A 22,403-nucleotide genomic window follows, 5' to 3' on the forward strand; every position below is an offset into this window, starting at 1 on the left:
TTTTGACTGTGTTAGCCATGAGCTCATCGCTGGAGAGGCAACTGCATCAGCCGGCGACGCGTAACAACAGCAAGATTGTCAGTGAATTACTGCATGACGACTTTGAAGAGATAGGCCGCTCGGGGCGGCATTATGATAAGCGGCAAACCGTTGCGGCGCTGGAGCAAGAAACCGGTCGGCCAGTGATCCATGCCGAAGATTTCAAGCTGGCCATGATGACGGAGGGCGTGGCGTTGCTGACGTACAAAAGCTTTCAGCGTGATGCCGCAGGAAATATCACGAGGCGTACGTTGCGGTCATCTGTCTGGGTGTTATCAGAACATCAGACCGGCGAGCGTTGGCAACTGCGTTTTCATCAGGGCACGCCGGCAACGGAATAATGGTTTATTAAACCCTCGCACACCCCAATAAAAATAAATCAGGCAATATCCGCGTCAGAATGAGTAATTAACGCCAAACGAGAGCGAACCGATACTTGATTTATCCACCATTGGGCTGTTTTTAACGGTGTTTGGCAGCGATTCGTAGCGCGCAGAGACAAAAGTATCCCAGCTTTTATTAATGCGGTAGCGCACGGCCAATTCCAGGTAAGGGGTAAAACTGTCGTCCGGGGTATAACTGGCCAGCCCGCTTCGGTGCGATTCGCCGGCGTTGATGCCATAGTAATATTTATTTTGGTTTTTGCTGTCCCACCTAACGCCGGCCAGCGGGGTGATTTCCCAGTCATTCAGGTGAATGGGGTACAGATAGGCCAGATCGCCGACCAGGCCGTTACTGTTGTTCAACACGTCAGCGGAAAGTACCGTGCGAATGGCCCCCCAATCGGCGCGATGGGTGTACTCAATGCCGGCCATGGCGGTCGAACGGCGCTTGTTCAGCCGCTTCATTTGCTCATCATCACTGTCGCCGGGTTTGAAATGCAGCGGTGAATAATAACCCATCACATCCAGTTGATTCTGTTCATCTTTCCACAGGTGATAGCCTCCTTTTAACCCATGCAGATAAAAATCTTCACCCTCATACCCAATGAGCGGCAGAGCGGTCAGGGTGTTGTCCGTATCACGATAGGGGCTGATGCCGCTCCCTGCGGCTGCGCCAAGCGACCATTCACCGGCGAACGCGCCTGGGGCATAGAAAAGAGGAAGAATCAAAAGCACGCGGCATTTCATTACGGGATAAAGGCGCATAAGGTCTACCTGAATATCAATATCCACGGAGTGTGGTACCCAGGGAATCTATAGCAACCAAGGCATAAAAAACGCACATTTCCATTTTTTTTACGCGAGCTTGATTATTTTCTTACAAAGGTTCACCCCTTACCGTCGCGGCCATTTTTCGGTTTTCATTCCCCAGGCGGTTGGCGAAATATTTTTAGAGTGTCAGGTTTGTGAAAATAATGTGAAAGGCCGGGGCTTGCTTTGAATTATTTATAAGGCGAGCGGTCAGTGGGATATCTCTTTAAATGACAGCGCCGAGAATAATATGCCGATAGAACCGGATGTTCCGCATGGCCGTGGTAAAGGCTTTCCCACATTTATAAAGCTGACACAGTATTTATGAACACTCGAGACATGCCAATCAAGATGAAGAAATCAATTGTTGCGATGCTATTCCTTAACAGCCTGTCGGCCTATGCCGCGGACGGGTTCCTGGTGAAAGATATTCACTTTGAAGGGCTCCAGCGCGTTGCGCCAGGCGCCGCTTTGCTGAGTATGCCGGTACGCGTTGGCGATACGCTGTCTGACGAAGATATCAGCAATACTATCCGCGCGTTGTTCACCACCGGGAACTTCGACGATGTGCAGGTTCTGCGTGACGATCATGTCCTGATTATTAAAGTCAAAGAGCGGCCGACGATTGCCGGTATCTCTTTCTCCGGCAACAAAACGGTGAAAGACGACATGTTAAAGCAAAACCTTGAGTCTTCTGGGGTGCGCGTGGGCGAGGCGCTGGATCGCACCACGCTGTCTTCTATCGAGCAAGGCATGGAGGATTTTTACTACAGCGTGGGCAAATACAGCGCCCGCGTAAAAGCGGTGATCACGCCATTGCCGCGTAACCGCATCGATCTGAAGCTGGTGTTCACCGAAGGGGTGTCGGCCAAAATCCAGCAGATAAACGTGATCGGCAATCAGGCCTTTCGCACGGACGAACTGCTCGCCAATCTGCAACTGCGCGATGACGTGCCCTGGTGGAATCTGGCGAGCGATCGCAAGTACCAGAAACAGAAATTGGCCGGCGATCTTGAAACCTTGCGCAGTTTTTACCTCGATCGGGGTTATGCAAACGTCAAAATCGACTCAACCCAGGTGAGCCTGACCCCGGACAAAAAAGGGATTTACATCACCATCAACCTTAACGAAGGCAGTCAGTACCTGCTGTCTGGCGTGGTATTGAATGGCAATATGGCGGGGCACTTGCCGCAGATTGCGGCCTTGACGAATATCCAGCCGGGCGAATTGTACAACGGTGCAAAAATCACGCGCATGGAAAATGACATCAAACAGCTGCTGGGGCGTTACGGCTACGCTTTCCCGCTGGTAGGGATAGAGCCTGAAATCAATCAGAAAGCCAAGACGGTAAAACTGCACGTCAATGTCGATGCCGGCAAGCGTTACTCGGTGCGCAGGCTCCGTTTTGAAGGCAACGGCACGTCGAAAGATTCCGTTTTGCGGCGCGAGATGCGGCAAATGGAGGGGGCGTGGTTAGGTAACGATCGGGTAGAACAGGGCAAGCAACGCCTGAATCGCACCGGCTTCTTCGAAACGGTGGAGGCGGAGACCCTGCGAGTGCCGGGATCGCCGGATCAGGTTGATGTTGTCTATAAGGTTAAAGAGCGCAATACGGGGACCTTTAACTTTGGGCTCGGTTACGGCACGGATAGCGGGGCCAGTTTTCAAGTGGGCGTCAGCCAGGACAACTGGCTGGGCAGCGGGAATATCGTCGGTTTTAATGGCACCAAAAGCGACTCTCAGACCTATATCGAACTGTCGATGACTGACCCTTATTTTACGGTGGACGGCGTAAGTTTAGGCGGGAAGATCTCTTATAACGACTACGACGCGGAAGATGACGATCTCTCCGAATACACCATGAAAAGCCTGGGCATCGGCGGCAATCTTGGCTTCCCGATCGGCGAAAACAGTTCGCTTGGCCTTGGCCTCGACTATGCCAATACCCGCCTGAGCGGGATGGCGCCGCAGGTGGCCATGTGGCGCTACCTTAAGTCGGTCAATGTAAACCCCGGTATCACCACGCAAGACAACGATAACGATGCCCGTTTCACGGCCAATGATTTCTTTACGAGCGTGGGGTGGAATTACAATACCCTCGACCGCGGTTTCTTCCCGACAGACGGGACCAGCGCCAGCCTGAACGCCAAGATTACCGTGCCGGGGTCGACCAACAGTTACTACAAGGTGACGTTCAGCGCCAATCAGTATCTGCCGTTGACCAGCGATAATAAATGGATCGTGATGGGGCGCACCAAAGCCGGCTATGCCGATGGTTTCGGCGGCCATGAGGTGCCGTTCTACGATAACTTTAATGCCGGCGGTTCCAGTAGCGTACGGGGTTTTTCTTCCAACAGTATCGGCCCAAAAGCGGTTTATTATCATTGCAGCGGCTCGGAGAGTGCCTACAGCGACTGTCCGGTCGACAAATCCGATGATGCCGTGGGCGGTAACGCCATGGCTATTGCCAGTACCGAGTTGATATTCCCGACGCCGTTCATTAATGACCGCTATGCCAATTCGTTGCGCACCTCAGTGTTTGTCGATGCCGGTACGGTCTGGGATACCCATTGGCAGAATACCTCGCAAACGCTCGCGGCAGGGATCCCGGACTACGGTGACCCGAGCAACGTCCGCGTTTCGGCCGGTATTGCATTGCAATGGCAATCGCCGTTGGGGCCGTTGTCCTTCTCCTATGCGTTCCCGATCAAAAAGTACGAAGGGGACAAGGCAGAGCAATTCCAGTTCAACATTGGTAAAACCTGGTAATCTGAAGGTAAAGCCTGCAAATTTCCTGTGGGCTTTATTTTCTGGTAATGGATTGATAATGAATAATAAAAACCAACCAACGGACGCACGATTTTTTTGCTGACACCTTACAGCAAACTTGTGTCTTTACTGTGCTAGACATCGATTAATTTCGTGATTGCTCATCATTCATTGCAGCGGAAAGGTGATCTTGTCCGCATTATTTTTCATTGTTATTCCGTTGTTATCGGAAAGGTGACTCAACTCTCTTTTTAATTGGCCGCCGAGCTCTATTTTTTCATTGTTTTAGCTAAAACCTTTCAGCTAACGTTAAGGACAGCACCATGAAAAAGTTAATTACACTTTCGGCGGTTATCTCTTTGATTTCATGCGCAGTAAACGCGCAGACCATTGTATTGACCGACACGGAAAAAGGCATTGAACAAGGCAATTGGCAGACCGACAGCCAAAAGCTGAACATCACAGGGGCAGGCTTCAGCTTACAGCAACAGGTGCTGCACGGCGGAAAACAGGAAGGATCCAAGGTGATCACCTTAAGCAGCGCGGGCCTGACGATTGCTCTGAGCCCGACACGCGGCATGAATATTCTGAATGTGAAGGGGTCCGACGTCCGGCTGGGCTGGGACTCACCGGTCACCGAGGTGGTCAACCCGGCTTATATCAATCTGGACAGCCGCAATGGGTTAGGGTGGTTGGACGGGTTTAATGAAATGATGGTGCGCTGCGGCTTTGAATGGACCGGGCACCCCGGCGTCGACAACGGCACGCTTTACACGCTGCATGGCCGCGCCGGCAACACGCCGGCCTCCAAAGTGGTGATCGAGATCGCCGAAAAAGCCCCGTACGAAGTCCGCATTCGCGGGTTGCTGAAAGAAAACACCTTCAAGAAAAGCAACCTGGAAACCTGGACCGAACTGCGCTATATCCCCGGCACACAATCGTTTTCAATCCACGATCGCGTGACTAATCGCGCCGATTACCCACGGGATTACGAAATCATTTACCACAGCAACTTTGGCAAACCGTTATTGGAAGAAGGTGCGGTATTCAGCGCCCCAATCAAGGAAATTTCACCCTTTAACGACTATGCCAAAGCAGGCCTGAAAGACTGGGCAACGTATCAGGGCCCGACCAAAGGCTTTGATGAAATGGTGTTCAACATCCTGCCTTATGCGGATGCGCAAGGCAAAACGCTCGCCATGCTGCACAACCGGCGCGGGGATCGCGGCGTGGCGATAGGTTTTGATACCCACCAGCTGCCGCTGCTGACATTGTGGAAGAATACGGATACCGAACGCCAGGGGTACGTCACCGGCATCGAACCGGGGACCAACTATGCCTATCCGGTGAAAATCGAACGGGAACAAGGGCGTATCAAACAGCTGCAGCCTGGCCAAAGCACCGACTTCGAACTGACCTATACCTTGCTGAAAGATGCTGAACAGGTGAAAGTGTACCAGGACAAGATCAAGACGCTGCAGGGGAGCAATCAGCCTAAACTGGTTGAGACGCCTATCGCGGTAGAGTAGTCGTCAGCAGGAACCGTACCGATCGCGGGCCAACTTTGTTGGCCCGTTTTGTTTTCTTGCGGCGCCGCTCATCGCTTAACGCTTGTGTCTGTCCGGGATAATCAAATCCCCGCGCAGCACGCAGGCGCCGAGCATATCCCGGGTTTTTTCCGTCAACCAACTGACGATACGCGCCGCCATGGCGTCCATGGAATATTCGATGGACGGGATCGCCGGAATGCCCGGCAAATGCAGCGAACCGGCCAGGCTAAAGACCATGATGTCGTCCGGTACGGATTTATTGAACGCCTGTAGCTGGGTAATCACCCGCTGCGCCTCCTGCTCGTCCGCCACCAGCAGCGCGTTGAAATTGAGCGTAGTGGCGTTATTGAGCAGCACCTGTACCGCAACGGAAGAGGTGGTCGAATCCATAAACACCAGGTTGCGATTGAACGGCAAAAAGTTGTTTTCCAGTGCGAGCTTATAACCCAGCAACACCTGATCGGCACAGCCGCCGGCATCCGGCTGGATCAAGGCTATTTGGCGTCTGCCCTGGCTAATCAGATAATTGCAGGCGCTTTCGGCGGCGAAAGCGTGGTCGAACTGAATGCTGTTAGGCGTGTCGGCCTCAACGCAATCGACCAGGATCACGTTGTCATGCGGGATGTTGAGCGGGAAACGGGCGCCGATAATCAGCACGTCGTCGCACAACCCGCAGGTGAGTTCGTCCAGCGCGTTCATCACGCCCGCTTTGGTATTGGCGAAACGCAGCAGCAGATGCTTTTGATGCTGGCTGAGCTGTTTTTCCAGCGCATAAAGATAACCTGTGGTTTGGTTAATGTTCTCCTGCGCGCAGATAACCCCGATGCAGCCCGTCGATTGGCTAAGCAATGATTGCGCTATGACGTTGGGCCGGTAATTGAGCTCTTCCGCCGCCTGCAATACCGCGAGACGGCTGGCTTCCTTAACGCCGCGCGATCCACTCAACACCCGCGAGACTGTGGCTTTTGACACCCCAGCTAAACGTGATACATCGTTGATTGTTGACATCTTTATCTCCTGACAGACCAAGCAGCAGCCTGTAAAAACCGATCCGGTAATGGCTCACATTATCGCCGCCAGCAGTATAACCGTTTTCCTTTTTTCATGGAAACCGATTTTCCACACCATGTCAAAACACCTCAAAACAAGACAAAAATATGTGATGGCAATCCAATAAAAATCCCTTGCGGTGGCTAGATTATGATGAGTATCACACTTCCATCCTCACTCGATGGAAAACGGTTTCCGTATGATATCCAATCACTCCCGCATTCAGGTTATTTACCCGTTGAGGAAGGTTGTCGATGTACAAAATCATGCTGTGTTGTTCCGCTGGGATGTCTACCAGCCTGCTGGTCAGGAAAATGGTGGAGGCGGCGAATGAAAGGGGGTTGCCGGTCGAGATCGACGCCTATGGGGTAGCCGAGTTCGATACGCAGTTTCCACGCTACCAGGTGGTGCTGCTGGGGCCGCAGGTAAAATATATGCTTAAAACACTGTCAGAAAAGGCTGCCGTCCAAGGCATACCCGTTCAGCCCATTGATCCGATGGACTACGGCATGCAGCGCGGTGAGAAGGTACTGGACTATGCTCTGTCGCTGATCGCAGCGGCGCACTAAAAAGGTGTTCCTATGAGTTCGTTATATCAGTCAATGATTGCCGTCATCGAGCAATCCATCACCCCGTTGGCCGGCCGCCTGGGGCAGCAGAAATATGTCATCGCCATCCGCGATGGCTTTACCGCCGCGTTGCCGTTTATGATTATTGGCTCGTTCATGTTGGTCTTCATCTTTCCGCCGTTCTCCGCCGACACCACGAACAGCTTTGCGCGTGGCTGGCTGGATTTTTCGCAGACTTACCGTGCGCAGCTGATGTTGCCGTTCAACCTGAGCATGGGGGTGATGACTTTCTTCATCTCCGTGGGAATTGGCGCCAGCCTCGGGCGGCAGTTTAATCTCGACCCTGTAATGTCCGGCCTGCTGGCATTTATGGCCTTTTTGCTGGTGGCGGCCCCTTATGCAGACGGCAAAATATCCACCCAGTATCTCTCCGGACAAGGGATTTTCACCGCCCTGATCACCGCCATTTACTCAACCCGTGTTTACGCCTGGCTCAAACAGAACAACGTCACTATTCGATTGCCGAAAGAGGTGCCTACCGGGGTGGCGCGTTCGTTTGAGATCCTGATCCCTGTGCTGGTGGTGATTGGTACGTTGCATCCGCTGAATCTGTTTATCGAAGCGCAAACCGGGATGATCCTGCCGCAGGCGATTATGCATCTGCTGGAACCGCTGGTGTCCGCCTCGGATTCGCTGCCTGCCATTTTGCTGTCGGTATTGCTGTGCCAGATTTTCTGGTTCGCCGGTATTCACGGTGCGCTGATCGTCACCGGCATCATGAACCCGTTCTGGATGGCGAACTTGTCGGTAAATCAGGCGGCGCTGGCGGCGGGAACGGCATTACCACACGTTTATTTGCAAGGTTTCTGGGATCACTATCTGCTGATTGGCGGCGTCGGCTCGACCTTACCGCTGGCTTTCCTGCTGTTGCGCAGCCGCGTTGCGCACCTGCGCACCATCGGCAAAATGGGCGTGGTGCCGAGCTTCTTTAACATCAATGAACCGATCCTGTTTGGTGCGCCGATCATCATGAACCCGATGTTGTTCATTCCGTTCGTCTGCGTTCCTATGGTCAACGCCGTACTGGCCTATACCGCGACGCGTTTGGGATGGCTGGCGCAGGTGGTCTCGCTCACGCCGTGGACTACGCCGGCACCCATCGGCGCCTCTTGGGCGGCGAACTGGGCGTTCAGCCCGGTAGTGATGTGCGTTATCTGTATGGTGATGTCCGCCCTGATGTACTTGCCGTTCCTGCGTGCCTACGAGCGCTCTTTAATGAAAACCGAAGAGCAAAAAGCGCAAAGCGGTGCACCGCTGGCCGGAACCGTCGGCAGCAACTGATATTTAATGGAGAACCGAATCATGAAATACGCATTTCCCGAGCACTTTTGGTGGGGCAGCGCCAGCTCCGCGCTGCAAACCGAAGGGGACAGCCGACAGGGCGGCAAAAGCCCGACAATCTGGGACACCTGGTACGCTAATCAACCCTGGCGCTTTCATCAGCAGGTTGGCCCGCAGGAGACGTCGACCTTTTACCGGAACTGGCGCCAGGATATCGCGCTGCTGAAACAGCTCAACCATAACAGTTTTCGTACCTCCCTCAGTTGGTCGCGGCTGATCCCGGACGGAACGGGAGAGGTGAATCCGCAAGCGGTAGCGTTTTATAACAACGTGATTGATGAGCTGCTGGCGCAGGGCATCAAGCCGTTTATTACGCTGTTCCATTTTGACATGCCGATGGCGATGCAGGAGAAGGGCGGCTGGGAAAACCGTGACGTGGTCGCGGCCTTTAGCCGCTATGCGCAGGTTTGTTTTGAGCTGTTTGGCGACCGGGTAATGCATTGGTTCACCTTCAATGAGCCGATTGTGCCGGTCGAAGGCGGCTACCTGTATGATTTCCACTACCCCAACGTGGTCGACTTTAAGCGGGCGGCGACGGTGGCATACCACACGGTGCTGGCGCATGCGTCGGCGGTACGGGCGTTTCGGGCCGGGCTTTACGCCGGGGAGATCGGTATCGTGCTGAACCTGACGCCGTCTTACCCGCGTTCGCAAAATCCGGCGGATGTGAGTGCCGCACACCACGCCGACCTGCTGTTTAACCGCAGTTTCCTCGATCCGGTGCTGCGTGGCGAATATCCGGCCGATCTGGTGGCATTGCTGAAAACCTGGGATCAGCTTCCGGCCTGCCAGCCCGGCGATCGGGCGCTGATTGCCGAAGGAAAGATTGACCTGCTCGGTGTTAATTATTATCAGCCACGCCGCGTGAAATGCCGTGACAGCGCCGTAAACCCACTGGCGCCCTTTATGCCTGAATGGTTATTCGAAAACTATGAAATGCCCGGCAGAAAAATGAACCCTTATCGCGGCTGGGAAATTTACGAACCGGGTATTTATGACATTCTGACAAATTTGCGCGTTAACTATGACAATCCGCGCTGTTTTATTTCCGAAAACGGCATGGGTGTGGAAAACGAACAGCGTTTTCTTGAAAACGACCAAATCAACGATCGCTATCGTATTGAATTTGTCTCCGAACACCTTAAATGGCTGCATAAAGGCATTAGCGAAGGCAGCAATTGCCTCGGCTATCACATGTGGACGTTTATTGATAACTGGTCATGGTGCAACGGATATAAAAATCGCTACGGCCTGGTGCAATTGGATTTAGCCAGCCAGCAACGCACCGTCAAGAAAAGCGGGGAGTGGTTTGCCGCTACCGCCGCAGAAAATGGGTTTAACGAACAGGAGACAAATGATGATTGAATTGGAAGAAGCGGTCATGGAGATTATCGTCAATGCCGGCCAGTCGCGCAGCCTGTGCTTTGAGGCACTGCGCGCCGCACGAGAAGGCAACATCGGCGAAGCCAAAGCGCTGTTGCAGCAGGCCGATGGTTTCTCGCGCCAGGCGCATCAGATGCAAACCAAGCTGATCGAGCAGGATGCCGGTGAAGCCCGGCAACCAATGACTTTAATTATGGTACACGCGCAGGATCATTTAATGACGTCTTTACTGGCGCGTGAATTATCGGAAGAGATCATTCATCTTTACCAACGCTAATAACACATTGTTCATTCCAACAAGGGGAAATAATTACGAAGATTATTTAACTGTTCTGTACCCATACAAATAATAAAGAATCAGCTTGTTTTGGTGATAGCACGGTTGTTTTTTAAAACCAGAACAGGATGGCTGTTATCTAAAAATAAACCAGCCCACACAATATCATTAACGCTGCCCTCAGGCGGCGGAGAGGATCACGTGTGTACAATTGAGATAACCATGAAAATATATAATAAATTGCCAATAGCGCTGGCGGTAATGGCCGCTCTTTGCTCTGGATCCGTACTCGCTCAAGAATTTACGCAAGAACAAATCGATGCCATCGTGGCCAAAGCGGTAGATAAAGCCCTGGCGCAACGGCAGGCGAAAATAGATGCCGCCGTAAACAAAAAGGCCGATGTGATTACCGAGCCGCAAAGCACCGCCCAGTCACCGGATATGGCGATCCCGTTTGGCGTCAAATTTTCCGGTTACGCCCGCTATGGCGCGCAGTTCCAGGGCGGCGATCAGAAATTCGTCGGCGTTGACGGTTCCTACAACGGCGCGTCCGCGCTGGGCCGTTTGGGCAACGAAGGCAATGGCGGCGAATTCCAGCTCTCTAAAGCGTTCAAAGGCGATAACGGCGCAATTTGGGACATCAATGTGATGTTCGACCATTGGGGCGATGAGGTGAACCTCAAAAAAGCCTACGCCGGCGTCACCAATATTCTGGCCTCCAATCCGAATGCCTATCTGTGGGCCGGCCGCGATTTTCATCAGCGTCCGCAACAGGGCATCAACGACTATTTCTGGATGAATCACGACGGTCAGGGCGCCGGGGTGAAGAACTTTGATATCGGCGGCGTGCAGTTTGACGTCGCCGCCGTCGCTGCCGTGGAATCCTGTGATCCGAGAGTGGCGGAGGACGAAGCCAACCCGTCGCGTATCACTTGTACCGGTGGCTCAGGCACCGGTGATAAAGGCAACTACGCGCTGACCTCAAAAATTCACGGTATGAAGGTTGGCCCGCTGGATTTGGAGCTTTACGCCAACTACGGCTTTGACTCGAAAGCGGTGGAAAGCGATGACCGCCTGAAGGCTTGGCAGGGTGGCGTGGTGCTGAGCCATACCGGCGACAAAGGCGTGAACAAGGTCATCGCCCGTTACTCCAACAATGCGGATAACAGCGTCTACAACAAAACGGACGAGTTGACGGCGGTCTACGCCAGCTTTGAAGGGAACTACAAGTTTACCCAACAGGCGCAGGTGGAATACCTGCTCGCTTTCCATGATTATTCCAACGACGCCGACGGCGCTGATAATCGCCGCAACTACGGCGCGATTGTGCGGCCGATGTATTGGTGGAACGACGTGCATTCAACCTGGCTGGAGGCGGGCTACCAACGGGTAGACTACGATCAGGGCGGCGATAACCACGGCTGGAAACTCACACTGTCGCAGAATATTTCGATTGCGATGGGGCCGGAGTTCCGCCCTATGCTGCGCTTCTACGTCACTGGCGGTGAAGTGGATAACAAACATACCGCTCGCGTGAATGGCACCGACGACGATACCCAACTGGATTCGTTCAACGTCGGCGCAATGTGGGAAGCCTGGTTCTGATAACAAACCCACGGGGTGGCTGCAGAGGTAGCCACCCCCGTTGCCCTTTCTATTTGTTGTCGGTGAGCAGCAAGTTTCGTTGAATGAAATCGTCAATGTCTTCTTCCGCTTGTTTCAAAGCTTGCGCAGAAGGCAGGGTAAAAAGATGTTCACCGTAACCAAACAGCATGGCGTCCAGTTGCCGCGCTACGCGTTGTGGATCAACGTGGCGAAACGTTTTTTCCTCCATGCCTGATTCGATGATATGAGTCAGCACCTGATGCCACTCGGCTAAAAAAGACTGCATCAGATCTGAATAAGCTTCGTTATATGTGGAGAGCAGCCATAAGGAACCATACAGCTTCCTGGTAGGGTCCGGCGTTTCGGATATCATGCCATCAATAAATTCTTGCAGTTTCTGAGCGGCGGGTAAGGGCGCAATGAGAGTGCGAAATTCTTCCAGTTCGCGGTGCATGAAGTTTGTTAAGGCTTCGAGGCTCAGGGATTGCCAGTCTTTAAAATAGTGATAAATATGACTGCGAGAGATGCCTACGTACTCGGTAAGCTCGCGCGTGGTGACTTTCTCAATGCCTTTTTCTATAAACAGTTCTACAACGCCATGCAGAATTTTGTCTCTCATCAGCTCAGACTTGCCTTTCATCTCTTTCCTCCCATTGACTTTGAGCAACCGCTCAAATAGCATGAATTCATTGTTTTGAGCAACCGCTCTAATTTTAATTTTAACAGAAACAACCACAATGAACAGTCAAAACATTACGGCACCACCCGTGGCTGGCAGCGCATCCAACACGTTGAAATCACTGGCAAGGCGCCACCGAAAAAAGTTGTTTTTTACCTTCCTGCTGGTTGTTGCAGAGAACGTCATGTATCTGCTGTATCCGATGCTGGCCGGCATTTCCATTAATGCCATTTTGTCGGGGCAGATGTTAAACGCGATGCTGTATGGCGTGATGATCTTATTCATGTGGTGCCTTGGCGCTGCACGCCGAAGCGTGGATACACGCACCTTTGCCAGAATTTATGCCGCGTTGGCGGTATCGGTGGTCATGACGCAACGCAAAAACAGGCTCAACCCTTCAACCGTGGCCGCGCGCGTAGCCTTATCGAGAGAGTTCGTCGATTTCTTCGAGTTGCATTTGCCTACGCTCATCACGTCGCTGGCCGCCATGCTAGGGGCCGCCGTGATGTTGCTGGTCATTGAATTCTGGGCGGGTGTCGCTTGTCTGGTCATACTGACCTTTCTGGCCTGTTTCCTTTCCCGTTATGCCCATAAAAACGAAGCGCTGTACAACAAGCTTAATAACCGCCTTGAAAAAGAAGTGGATTTCGTTAATAAGGCCACCGTGCTTTCCCTCGAGAGGCATTATTTGACACTGGCCAAATTGCGCATACGGCTCTCCGATCGCGAAGCGTTGGGGTATTTGTCGATTGGTGCGCTGGTTGCCTTGTTGTTTAGCCTGACCATTGCATGGATGACTCAGTCGGCGGGCATCACTGCCGGCCATATTTACTCGGTAATGACGTATATGTGGATGTTTGCCACAAGCCTTGATGACGGCCCGCAGCTATTGGAAAAATACTCAGAGCTTAAAGACATTGGTAAGCGGGTGAACACCGAGACCGGGGAGGGAGGTTAGCGCTTTTCGGTTTTTTAACTGTGCATGAAGAAGGTATACCGGGCCTCTAAATCGCTTTTAAATCAATACGGGTATCATTAAATGTCCCAGTTCTTTATTGAACGGCCAGTTTTTGCCTGGGTGATAGCGCTATTCATTATTCTTGGCGGTATTTTGGCCATTCCCCAATTGCCGGTGGCCCAATATCCGGCCGTTGCACCGCCCAGCGTGTCGATAACCGCTACCTATCCCGGCGCTACGCCGGAGACAATGAACACCTCAGTGATCTCCCTTCTCGAGCGTGAAATATCGGGGGTCGATAACCTGCTTTATTTTGAGTCGTCCAGCGACACGTCGGGGATCGCGTCCATTACGGTGACGTTTAAACCCGGCACAGACATCAAACTCGCCCAGGTGGATATTCAGAACCAAATAAACGTGGTTGAACCTCGCCTCCCGCAAGTGGTGCGCCAAAATGGCGTGAACGTTGAGGCTGCGAACTCGGGCTTTCTGATGATGGTGGGGTTGAAGTCACCTTCCAGACAATATCAGGAAGCCGATCTGAGCGACTATTTTGCCCGTAATGTCACCGATGAGCTGCGTCGGGTACCTGGGGTCGGTAAAGTCCAGTTATTTGGGGCAGAGAAGGCCATGCGCATCTGGCTGGACCCCGTCAAAATGTTCACTTATAAGCTGTCGGTTAATGATGTGATCACCGCGCTTAGCCAACAAAACCTTTTTGTTTCGCCGGGCAGCATTGGCGATGAGCCGGCGGCAACCGGGCAGCGGGTGACTTATCCGCTTACGGTGAAAGGACAGCTCTCTTCTCTGGCGGAATTTCGCAATATTACGATTAAAGCGAACGGCAATGGCTCGCGCTTAACGCTGGCGGATGTCGCTCGAGTGGAATCAGGTCTGCAAAGCTATGCATTTGCGATCCGTGAGAATGGCTTGCCCGCGACGGCGGCTGCGATCCAGCTTGCCCCTGGCGCGAACGCCATCAGTACGGCTGAAGGGATCCATGCGCGTCTTGCGGAACTCTCGGTAAACCTGCCGCAGGGGATGACGTTTTCTGTTCCTTTCGATACGGCGCCGTTTGTCAAACTGTCGATCGAGAAAGTCGTCCAGACCTTCATTGAAGCGATGGTGCTGGTCTTCCTGGTGATGCTGCTTTTTCTGCACAAAATACGTTGCACTCTTATTCCCGCCATTGTGGCGCCGGTGGCGTTGTTGGGCACATTCACCATCATGCTGTTCAGCGGTTTTTCCATTAATGTCCTGACAATGTTCGGCATGGTACTGGCTATCGGCATTATTGTGGATGATGCGATCGTGGTCGTGGAGAATGTGGAACGCCTGATGGAAGAAAAGGCGCTGTCGCCGAAACAGGCTACACGCGAGGCAATGAAAGAAATTACCCCCGCAATTATCGGCATTACCCTGGTGTTGACTGCCGTATTTATCCCGATGGGTTTTGCCAGTGGCTCGGTCGGCGTCATTTACCGACAGTTTACGCTCTCGATGGCCGTGTCCATTCTGTTTTCAGCCTTTTTGGCCCTGACGCTGACGCCGGCCCTCTGCGCGTCCTTATTGAAACCGCACGCCCAAAAAGAAGGCCCCGGTGGCAAATTTTCACGCGGGTTCAATCGCTATTTTAACGCCTTATCCGTTCGTTATCAGTCAGGACTGAGATATGTGTTGAAGCGTACCGGGAGAACGATACTGCTTTATGTCGCGATTTGCGGCGCACTGCTGGTGGCCTTGCAGAACCTGCCTTCATCATTTTTGCCGGAAGAGGATCAGGGCTATTTCATGTCATCGATTCAACTGCCTTCAGATGCCACTATGGCGCGGACGCGCGACGTGGTGGAGCGTTTCGAAGCGACCATAGCTACGCGTCCGGTTATCGCGAACAATATCTCGATCCTCGGTTTTGGTTTTTCGGGGTCGGGCCCCAATACGGCGCTGGCGTTTACCACGTTAAAAGACTGGCAATATCGGAACGGCGAGACCGCTCAGGACGAAGCCGATTTTGTTCAGACAGCATTAAGCAGCGTACCTGACGCCACCACCCTAAGCCTGTTGCCACCGGCTATTTCTGATATGGGGACCTCATCGGGGTTCACGCTGTATATTGAAGACCGTGCCGGAAAAGGTTATTCCGCGTTGAGGCAGGCGACGGAAAAACTTGTCGATCTTGCCAATCAAAGTTGGGTATTAATGGATGTTTACATTGATGGCTTAGCGGAGGGCATCAGTGTTTCACTGAATGTCGACAGGGAAAAAGCGGAAGCCTTCGGCGTTTCTTTTGACGATATTAGCCAGGCGATATCTGCCGCTTCGGGTTCTTATTATGTGAATGACTATACGGACAACGGCCGTGTTCAGCAGGTTATCGTCCAGGCCGACACTGCTTACAGAATGCAGTTAACGGATTTACTGAAGGTTTCAGTCAAAAACAAAACGGGCGAAATGGTGCCGCTTTCCGCCTTCGTTACTGCTGCCTGGGCTCAGACACCACGCCAATTAAACCGATATCAGGGGTATCCTGCGTTAAAGGTGACGGGCAGCGCTGCGCCTGGTGAGTCCAGCGGTGCCGCCATGGCGGAAATGGAGCGGTTGGCGAGCGAATTGCCCCAGGGGTTTAAAGCCGAATGGGCCGGCAGTGCATTACAGGAAAAAGAATCCACCGCTCAGCTCCCCATGCTTATTTTGCTCTCTATCCTGGTCGTATTTATGGTGCTGGCCGCGCTCTATGAAAGCTGGTCAACGCCTTTGGCGGTGATGTTGGTCGTGCCATTGGGCCTGGCAGGGGCGGTATGTGCGGTCATCGTGGCAGACATGTCGAATGATGTCTTTTTTAGAGTGGGGATGATCACCATCATCGGACTTTCTACCAAAAATGCCATTTTGATCGTCGAGTTCGCCCGGCAGTTGCGTGCTCAGGGGATGGATATCATTGCCGCGACATTGCTGGCGGCCAAACAACGGCTGCGGCCAATTATGATGACTTCACTGGCCTTTACGCTGGGCGTCGTGCCGTTGATGCTCGCTACCGGCGCCAGTGACAAAACCCAGCACGCCATTGGTACAGGCGTCTTTGGCGGCATGATCAGCGGGACGTTGCTGGCGATATTTTTTGTGCCGGTGTTTTATATTTCCGTCATGCGTCTGTTTGAAAAAAAGTAAATGCGTGTACCCTGCACCGGAAATGGCCCGGTGCAGGATAATGGCTCAGAGTAACAGACGGCGGATATCGGCCAACAGACCGGTCAGATAAACGCTAAAACGAGCGGCGAGGGCACCGTCAATCACCCGGTGGTCGTAGCTCAGCGACAACGGCAACAGCAGGCGGGGAATAAACTCCCTATCGTCCCACACCGGTTGCCAACACGCGGTCGAGATCCCCAGTATCGCGACCTCCGGCGCATTGATGATCGGGGTAAACGCCAGCCCGCCAATGCCCCCCAGCGAGGACAACGTGAAGCAGCCACCGCTCATCTCTGAGGCTGTCAATACGCCTTCACGCGCCTTTTTGCTCAATGCGGCGATCTCCTGCGCCAACTGCGTCACGCTTTTTTCATCGACGTTGCGCACTACCGGCACCACCAATCCCTGTGGTGTTTCCACGGCAAAACCAATGTGCAGGTACTTCTTCATAATCAGCTGTTTGCCGTCGATATCCAGCGAAGCATTGAACTGAGGAAACGCCCTTAACGCGACGGAGCTGGCTTTGAGCAGAAATGCCAGCAGGGTAATTTTCACGCCTTCCGGGCCGTTTTCACGGTTCAGCGTTGCCCGCAGCGCTTCCAACTCGGTAATATCGGCATGATCATGGTGCGTTACATGCGGGATCAACGCCCAGTTTCGGCTCAGGTTAGCGGCCGACATCGTTTGGATCCTCGTTAGCGGCCGGCGTTCGGTTTCGCCGAACCGGCTGAAATCGACCTCAGGCCACGGCAGCAACGCCGCTGCGAGTGTTGACGTTGCCTGAGGTTGAGCGCTCAGAGCGGATCTGACATGTTGCATAACGTCATTGCGGGTAATGCGCCCCTGTCGGGCGCTGCCGGTTAACCGCTGCAGGTCCACCCCAAGCTCGCGAGCCAAACGGTACACCAGCGGACTGGCATAAGCTGCAGTACCCGGGCGGGCCGGCGCTGTCGGTTCTCTGACGGCAACGGGCATGGCCGGCACGGGTGAGGGCGCTGGTACGGCAACGTTCACCGGCAGCGGTTCGCTTGGCGTCTCTTCTTCGACCTCAATGGCGGCGATCGGGCTACCGGCCGACAGCCTGTCATTCGGTTTGACCAGCAGCTCGGTGACGCGGCCACTGAAGGTGGCGGGGATCTCCAGCGTCGCCTTGTCGGATTCCAGGGTAATCAACCCCTGGTTCAGCGCAATGTAATCCCCCACGGCAACCAGTATCTCGACCAGCGGAATTGGCTGGTCGTCGCCGATGTCCGGCACCACGGCATGTCTTATTTCTGGCATCTTGATTCCCTGTGATCCTAAGGTGGCAAATCTGTCACTTATCGTTATGAATAGGGATCAGACATAGGCCGGATCCGGCTTATCGCTGTCGATGCCATAGCGTTGCAGGGCCTGGCTGACCAGCGTCGGCGCGATTTTGCCTTCATCGGCCAGGGCCTTAAGCGCTGCCACTGCGATGAAATAGCGATCCACCTCGAAGCAGCGCCGCAGCGATTCTCGGGTGTCCGAGCGGCCAAAGCCGTCAGTACCCAGTGCCACGAAACGGCGATCCTGAACGTAGGGGCGGATTTGGTCGGCGACGATTTTCATGTAATCCGTCGCGACCACCAATGGACCCACGTGGCCTTTCAGGCATTGAGCGACATAGCTGGTGCGCCCCGGTTGTTCAGGATGCAGCAGGTTCCAACGCTCGGTTTTCATTCCCCCGCGGCGCAGTTCGGTCAGGCTGGTGGCGCTCCATATCTCGCTGGCGATGGAGAAGTCATCGGCCAGTAACCGGGCGGCGGCGATCACCTCACGCAAAATGGCTCCGCTGCCCATTAATTGCACCTGTGGCTGGTGGTCTGCCGGTGCGGATTGGAACAGATACATGCCTTGCAAGATCCCGGCTTCGGCGCCTGCCGGCATCTCAGGTTGCGGGTAATTTTCATTGAGCAAAGTGATGTAGTAATAAATATCCTGTTGTTCTGCATACATGCGTTGGAGGCCATTTTGCACAATGGTCGCCAGTTCATAGGGGAAGGTGGGATCGTAAGATATACAAGAGGGGATCACGGATGAGAGGACGTGACTGTGGCCGTCATCGTGCTGCAGACCTTCGCCCATCAGTGTAGTGCGGCCCGATGTGGCACCCAGCAGGAAACCGCGCGTGCGAGCATCGGCGGCGGCCCAGGCCAGATCGCCGACGCGCTGTAGCCCGAACATGGAGTAAAAGATATAAAACGGAATGGTGGTCAAGCCATGGTTGCTGTACGCGGTGCCGGCGGCGATCCAAGAGGCGATGGCTCCGGATTCATTAATACCTTCTTGCAGGATTTGCCCCTCTTTCGCTTCTTTGTAGTAGCTGAGCTGGCCCGCATCCTGCGGAGTATAGAGTTGGCCAAGGTAAGAGTGGATGCCAATCTGGCGGAACAAGCCTTCCATGCCAAAGGTGCGTGATTCATCCGGCACGATCGGTACTACCCGCTCGCTCAACTGCGGATCTTTCAGCAGAGTGCTGAGGATGCGAACAAAGGCCATGGTAGTCGAAGCGCCGCGTTCGCCACTGTCTTTCAACAGGGCTGAAAATGCGCTCAACGGCGGGATCGGCAGCGTTTCTGCCGTGGCAATGCGCGCAGGCACATATCCACCCATTTGGCTGCGACGGGCAGCGAAATAGCGCGCTTCCTCACTGTCTGGCGCGGGTTTCAGATAAGGCATTTCCTCCAGTTGAGCGTCGCTGACCGGCAGCGCGAAGCGATCGCGGAAGGCACGTACTGCGTCGGCGCTCATTTTTTTCAACTGGTGGTTAATGTTTTGGCCTTCTCCCGCTTCACCCATGCCAAATCCCTTAACGGTTTTAGCCAGGATCACCGTCGGTTGCCCACTGTGGCTGCTGGCTTGCGCATAAGCTGCGTACACTTTTTCCGGATCGTGGCCACCGCGGGTCAGTGCCCAGATCTCTTCGTCCGTCATGTCTGCCACCAGTTGCAGCAATTGCGGGTATTTACCGAAGAAGTGTTCACGCACGTAAGCACCGCTTTGCGATTTAAAGGTCTGATAATCGCCGTCGACGCATTCCATCATGCGCTGGCGCAGCAGGCCGCTTTGGTCGCGTTCCAGCAACGCATCCCAGCCACCGCCCCACATCACTTTGATTACCTGCCAGCCGGCTGCGCGGAAGGTGGCTTCCAGCTCCTGGACAATCTTGCTGTTGCCGCGCACCGGGCCATCCAGCCGCTGGAGGTTGCAGTTGACGACAAAGATCAGATTATCCAGTTTCTCACGCCCGCCAAGTGCGATCGCGGCCAGAGATTCCGGTTGATCCATCTCGCCATCGCCCAGGAAGGCCCAGACTTTGCGACCCTGAGGGCTTTTTAACCCGCGATATTCCAGATAGCGCATAAAGCGGGCCTGATAGGCGGCAGTGAGCGGCCCGAGGCCCATGGAAACCGTTGGAAATTGCCAGAAGTCGGGCATCAAACGGGGATGCGGGTAGGAGGACAGACCATCGCGATCGGCTTCCCGGCGGAAATTGTCCAACTGCGCTTCGCTGACGCGGCCTTCCAGATAGGCGCGGCCGTAAATGCCCGGCGCCGAATGGCCCTGAATGTAGATCATATCGCCATCAAAGCTGTCGGTGCGGCCGCGGAAGAAGTGATTAAACCCAACTTCATACAGCACGGCGGCGGAGGCATAAGTGGCAATGTGTCCTCCGACATTGGAATGTTTCCCGGCGCGCAATACCATGACCATCGCGTTCCAGCGCACATAGGCGCTCAATCGCTGTTCCAACTCGAGGTTGCCAGGGTAGACCGGCTGCCGTTCTCTTGAAATGCTGTTGAGGTAAGGAGTGGTGACCCGGCCATGCAAGTCGCCGTGCCGGATGACATCCTGATCGAGCAATTGATCGATCAGATAGTGAGTGCGCGTGCGGCCTTCGGCCGTATGAACGGCGTCCATTGCTGCCAGCCACTCGTGGGTTTCCTGCGAGTCGACATCAGGTGAGTTCATGACAATTCTCCAAGTGCGATTAACCGGCTCGGCGAGCCGGGTTTGGGTTACCTGCGTCAATCCATCCCATGACTGAGCAAGACTTATTATCAATTGCAATTGCAACAATGGCGACGAGCATACTATCAGTGTAAAATGCAATTGCAAATGCAATCGTATCTGGAAGGAAAATGCATCATGTCTTCAGGTGAACCCGATCTGTGGTTTTCTTATGTGCGATCTCATCGGCTGATGATCCGCGAAATTGAGCAGCGTTTGTCGCAGGCGGGGCTACCGCCTTACGCCTGGTATGACACGCTGTGGGGACTGGAGAGCCACCCGCAAGGTTCACGCAGAATGCATGAGCTGGCGGATGTACTGGTGATCGAACGCTATAACCTGACCCGGCTGGTCGACCGGCTGGAAAAAGAGGGATTGGTGAGCCGCATTCGTTCGGCCGAGGACGGCCGGGCGGCGTTTGTGAGCATCACAGCAAAGGGGAAAGAGTTGCGCAAACGGATGTGGGCCATTTATCAGGCCACGGTGGCCGAGCTGTTCCTCAGGCAGTTTACTCCGGATCAGCAGGCGGTATTTGCCACCGCGCTGGATAACGCTTCAGCGGCGGCGCGCCGTCTGCACGAATAGGGCTGTGCTTGGTTACCTTATGAACCGCTTAAGTGCAGCCTTGGCCAGAGAAGAAACGCGCCGGCCGATAACTTTCAAGCATTTCCAGCGACTTACCGCTGACCAACTCTTCACTTATCATCCTCCCCAAAGTGGCTGCGCAGGTCACTGCCGGATGCATCACCGCCACGTAAACGCCTGTTGCATCTCCCATGAATCCGATGACCGGGCATCCATCTTCCGGCACAGGCCGCAGCCCCACCGATTGGCTAAGCAACTGCGCCGACTCTGTGCCTTTTAAGGCGACTTTCATCGCCGCGAGCGTGTCAGAGGCGACGCCATCAATTCCGCCCGTTGTCGGATAATCTTCCACTGCTAAAATATCGCCGTTGCGGGTATGGCGAACCTCTATGTCATGGCCTGAAATCAGGGTGTTAACTACGTGGCCTGTCACGCCGTACCGCAATAAAATGGCCGGTGAAGCCATGATCGGAAGCGGGGTGCCAATGGAATCGAGCAGGTGCGAGATGCCCGTTCCGCACGCCAGGATGAGGCAATCCGCCTGCAATACGCCCTCCGGAGTCTCGATACCGGTAATTTTGTTTCCTTCTCGGGTCAAGCCAATTACCGCAGTCTGGCTTTTCAGCGTGGCCCCGAGACTACAGGCTTTATCCAGCAGGACGCGGGTGGCGTCTATGGGATCAACGGCCCCATCTTGCTGTGCATAATAAGCCCATTGCGGCGGGTTATTCAGCGCAGGTTCAAGCTGGGATATGCCAGGTTGCCGAAGCAAGTGATCGTCGGCCTGGCTCTCCAGTGAAGAATCGTCGTAACTGAGCGCTCCCGTCCAGTTCACCCAGAGTTCCGGTATCTCTTTTTCCAGCCGGCACCAATCCGCCACCGAGGCGCGACGAAGAAGGGCATCTGGCGCATCATCACTCACCGTAGTGTGTATCCAGCCAAAAGAGCTGCCGGTAGCCCCAGACGCTGGTTGGCTTTTATCGATAACGGTCACTTTTATCCCGCGGCTGGCCAGGTGATAGGCTATCGATGCCCCCATAATTCCCGCGCCCACAACAATCATGTGTTTTTCTGTGGCATACATGCCGAATCCCTCGTGTCACTGTCCGTTCAATAAAGAATTT

At 54.0% G+C, this 22,403-nt stretch carries 17 protein-coding genes; 11 read left to right on the plus strand and 6 right to left on the minus strand.

Features of this window, described 5'->3' with window-relative positions:
* The first annotated feature begins 2 nt into the window (after nucleotides 1-2).
* Nucleotides 3-380, plus strand: a complete 378-nt coding sequence (locus SERAS12_RS12070; protein ID WP_013812918.1) for a DUF4440 domain-containing protein — start codon at nucleotides 3-5, stop codon at nucleotides 378-380.
* 54 nt (nucleotides 381-434) lie between these two features.
* Here the strand turns inward: SERAS12_RS12070 and SERAS12_RS12075 are convergent, their stop codons facing one another.
* On the minus strand, nucleotides 435-1,187 hold the full coding sequence (locus tag SERAS12_RS12075; protein ID WP_013812919.1) for a MipA/OmpV family protein: 753 nt from the start codon (nucleotides 1,185-1,187) through the stop codon (nucleotides 435-437).
* A gap of 396 nt (nucleotides 1,188-1,583) precedes the next feature.
* Here SERAS12_RS12075 and bamA point away from each other — a divergent pair, with 396 nt between their 5' ends.
* Both bamA and SERAS12_RS12085 read left to right on the plus strand, forming a co-directional pair.
* Complete coding sequence (gene bamA / locus SERAS12_RS12080; RefSeq protein ID WP_371105547.1) at nucleotides 1,584-4,001, plus strand: outer membrane protein assembly factor BamA; 2,418 nt, start codon at nucleotides 1,584-1,586, stop codon at nucleotides 3,999-4,001.
* A gap of 323 nt (nucleotides 4,002-4,324) precedes the next feature.
* Complete coding sequence (locus SERAS12_RS12085; protein ID WP_013812921.1) at nucleotides 4,325-5,530, plus strand: aldose 1-epimerase family protein; 1,206 nt, start codon at nucleotides 4,325-4,327, stop codon at nucleotides 5,528-5,530.
* A gap of 75 nt (nucleotides 5,531-5,605) precedes the next feature.
* On the opposite strand, the gene SERAS12_RS12090 is transcribed toward SERAS12_RS12085, so the two are convergent.
* Entirely contained in the window at nucleotides 5,606-6,559 is a 954-nt protein-coding gene (locus SERAS12_RS12090; RefSeq protein WP_004944530.1) for a LacI family DNA-binding transcriptional regulator, read from the minus strand.
* Between the two features lie 296 nt (nucleotides 6,560-6,855).
* Here SERAS12_RS12090 and SERAS12_RS12095 point away from each other — a divergent pair, with 296 nt between their 5' ends.
* The 5 genes from SERAS12_RS12095 to SERAS12_RS12115 all read left to right on the plus strand — a co-directional run bounded on the left by SERAS12_RS12095 (nucleotide 6,856) and on the right by SERAS12_RS12115 (nucleotide 11,836).
* Entirely contained in the window at nucleotides 6,856-7,170 is a 315-nt protein-coding gene (locus tag SERAS12_RS12095) for a PTS sugar transporter subunit IIB (protein WP_004944534.1), read from the plus strand.
* Nucleotides 7,171-7,182: 12 nt separating this feature from the next.
* Nucleotides 7,183-8,511 carry a PTS cellobiose transporter subunit IIC gene (locus SERAS12_RS12100; RefSeq protein ID WP_013812922.1) on the plus strand — a complete coding sequence of 443 codons (1,329 nt, stop codon included), beginning with the start codon at nucleotides 7,183-7,185 and terminating at the stop codon, nucleotides 8,509-8,511.
* Nucleotides 8,512-8,532: 21 nt separating this feature from the next.
* Nucleotides 8,533-9,936: a glycoside hydrolase family 1 protein gene (locus SERAS12_RS12105; RefSeq protein WP_013812923.1), complete on the plus strand. Its 1,404-nt coding sequence runs from the start codon at nucleotides 8,533-8,535 to the stop codon at nucleotides 9,934-9,936.
* The gene (locus tag SERAS12_RS12110; protein ID WP_013812924.1) at nucleotides 9,929-10,231 is read left to right on the plus strand and encodes a PTS lactose/cellobiose transporter subunit IIA; all 303 of its coding nucleotides are present in this window, start codon (nucleotides 9,929-9,931) and stop codon (nucleotides 10,229-10,231) included. The genes SERAS12_RS12105 and SERAS12_RS12110 overlap by 8 nt, the downstream gene beginning before the upstream one ends.
* A 222-nt stretch (nucleotides 10,232-10,453) precedes the next feature.
* Complete coding sequence (locus SERAS12_RS12115; RefSeq protein ID WP_013812925.1) at nucleotides 10,454-11,836, plus strand: carbohydrate porin; 1,383 nt, start codon at nucleotides 10,454-10,456, stop codon at nucleotides 11,834-11,836.
* A 49-nt stretch (nucleotides 11,837-11,885) separates the two neighbouring features.
* On the opposite strand, the gene SERAS12_RS12120 is transcribed toward SERAS12_RS12115, so the two are convergent.
* A complete protein-coding gene (locus tag SERAS12_RS12120) occupies nucleotides 11,886-12,476 on the minus strand; it encodes a TetR/AcrR family transcriptional regulator (RefSeq protein WP_013812926.1) in 591 nt (196 codons plus the stop codon).
* Between the two features lie 97 nt (nucleotides 12,477-12,573).
* On the opposite strand from SERAS12_RS12120, the gene SERAS12_RS12125 reads away from it, so the two are divergent.
* Nucleotides 12,574-13,473 (plus strand): ABC transporter six-transmembrane domain-containing protein, encoded by a 900-nt coding sequence (locus SERAS12_RS12125; RefSeq protein WP_013812927.1) that lies wholly within the window; start codon nucleotides 12,574-12,576, stop codon nucleotides 13,471-13,473.
* Between the two features lie 81 nt (nucleotides 13,474-13,554).
* Nucleotides 13,555-16,641 (plus strand): multidrug efflux RND transporter permease subunit, encoded by a 3,087-nt coding sequence (locus tag SERAS12_RS12130; protein ID WP_013812928.1) that lies wholly within the window; start codon nucleotides 13,555-13,557, stop codon nucleotides 16,639-16,641.
* Nucleotides 16,642-16,686: 45 nt separating this feature from the next.
* Here the strand turns inward: SERAS12_RS12130 and SERAS12_RS12135 are convergent, their stop codons facing one another.
* Nucleotides 16,687-17,943, minus strand: coding sequence for a 2-oxo acid dehydrogenase subunit E2 (locus tag SERAS12_RS12135; protein WP_013812929.1), 1,257 nt, complete (start codon nucleotides 17,941-17,943; stop codon nucleotides 16,687-16,689).
* A 57-nt stretch (nucleotides 17,944-18,000) separates the two neighbouring features.
* Entirely contained in the window at nucleotides 18,001-20,655 is a 2,655-nt protein-coding gene (aceE, locus tag SERAS12_RS12140) for a pyruvate dehydrogenase (acetyl-transferring), homodimeric type (protein ID WP_013812930.1), read from the minus strand.
* Between the two features lie 177 nt (nucleotides 20,656-20,832).
* Here aceE and SERAS12_RS12145 point away from each other — a divergent pair, with 177 nt between their 5' ends.
* On the plus strand, nucleotides 20,833-21,279 hold the full coding sequence (locus SERAS12_RS12145; RefSeq protein ID WP_006325379.1) for a MarR family winged helix-turn-helix transcriptional regulator: 447 nt from the start codon (nucleotides 20,833-20,835) through the stop codon (nucleotides 21,277-21,279).
* A gap of 28 nt (nucleotides 21,280-21,307) precedes the next feature.
* Here SERAS12_RS12145 and SERAS12_RS12150 read toward each other — a convergent pair whose 3' ends face one another.
* Nucleotides 21,308-22,363 (minus strand): FAD-binding oxidoreductase, encoded by a 1,056-nt coding sequence (locus tag SERAS12_RS12150; protein WP_013812931.1) that lies wholly within the window; start codon nucleotides 22,361-22,363, stop codon nucleotides 21,308-21,310.
* Nucleotides 22,364-22,403: the final 40 nt, after the last annotated feature.

The sequence above is a fragment of the Serratia sp. AS12 genome (genome assembly GCF_000214195.1).
Lineage (GTDB): Bacteria > Pseudomonadota > Gammaproteobacteria > Enterobacterales > Enterobacteriaceae > Serratia > Serratia plymuthica.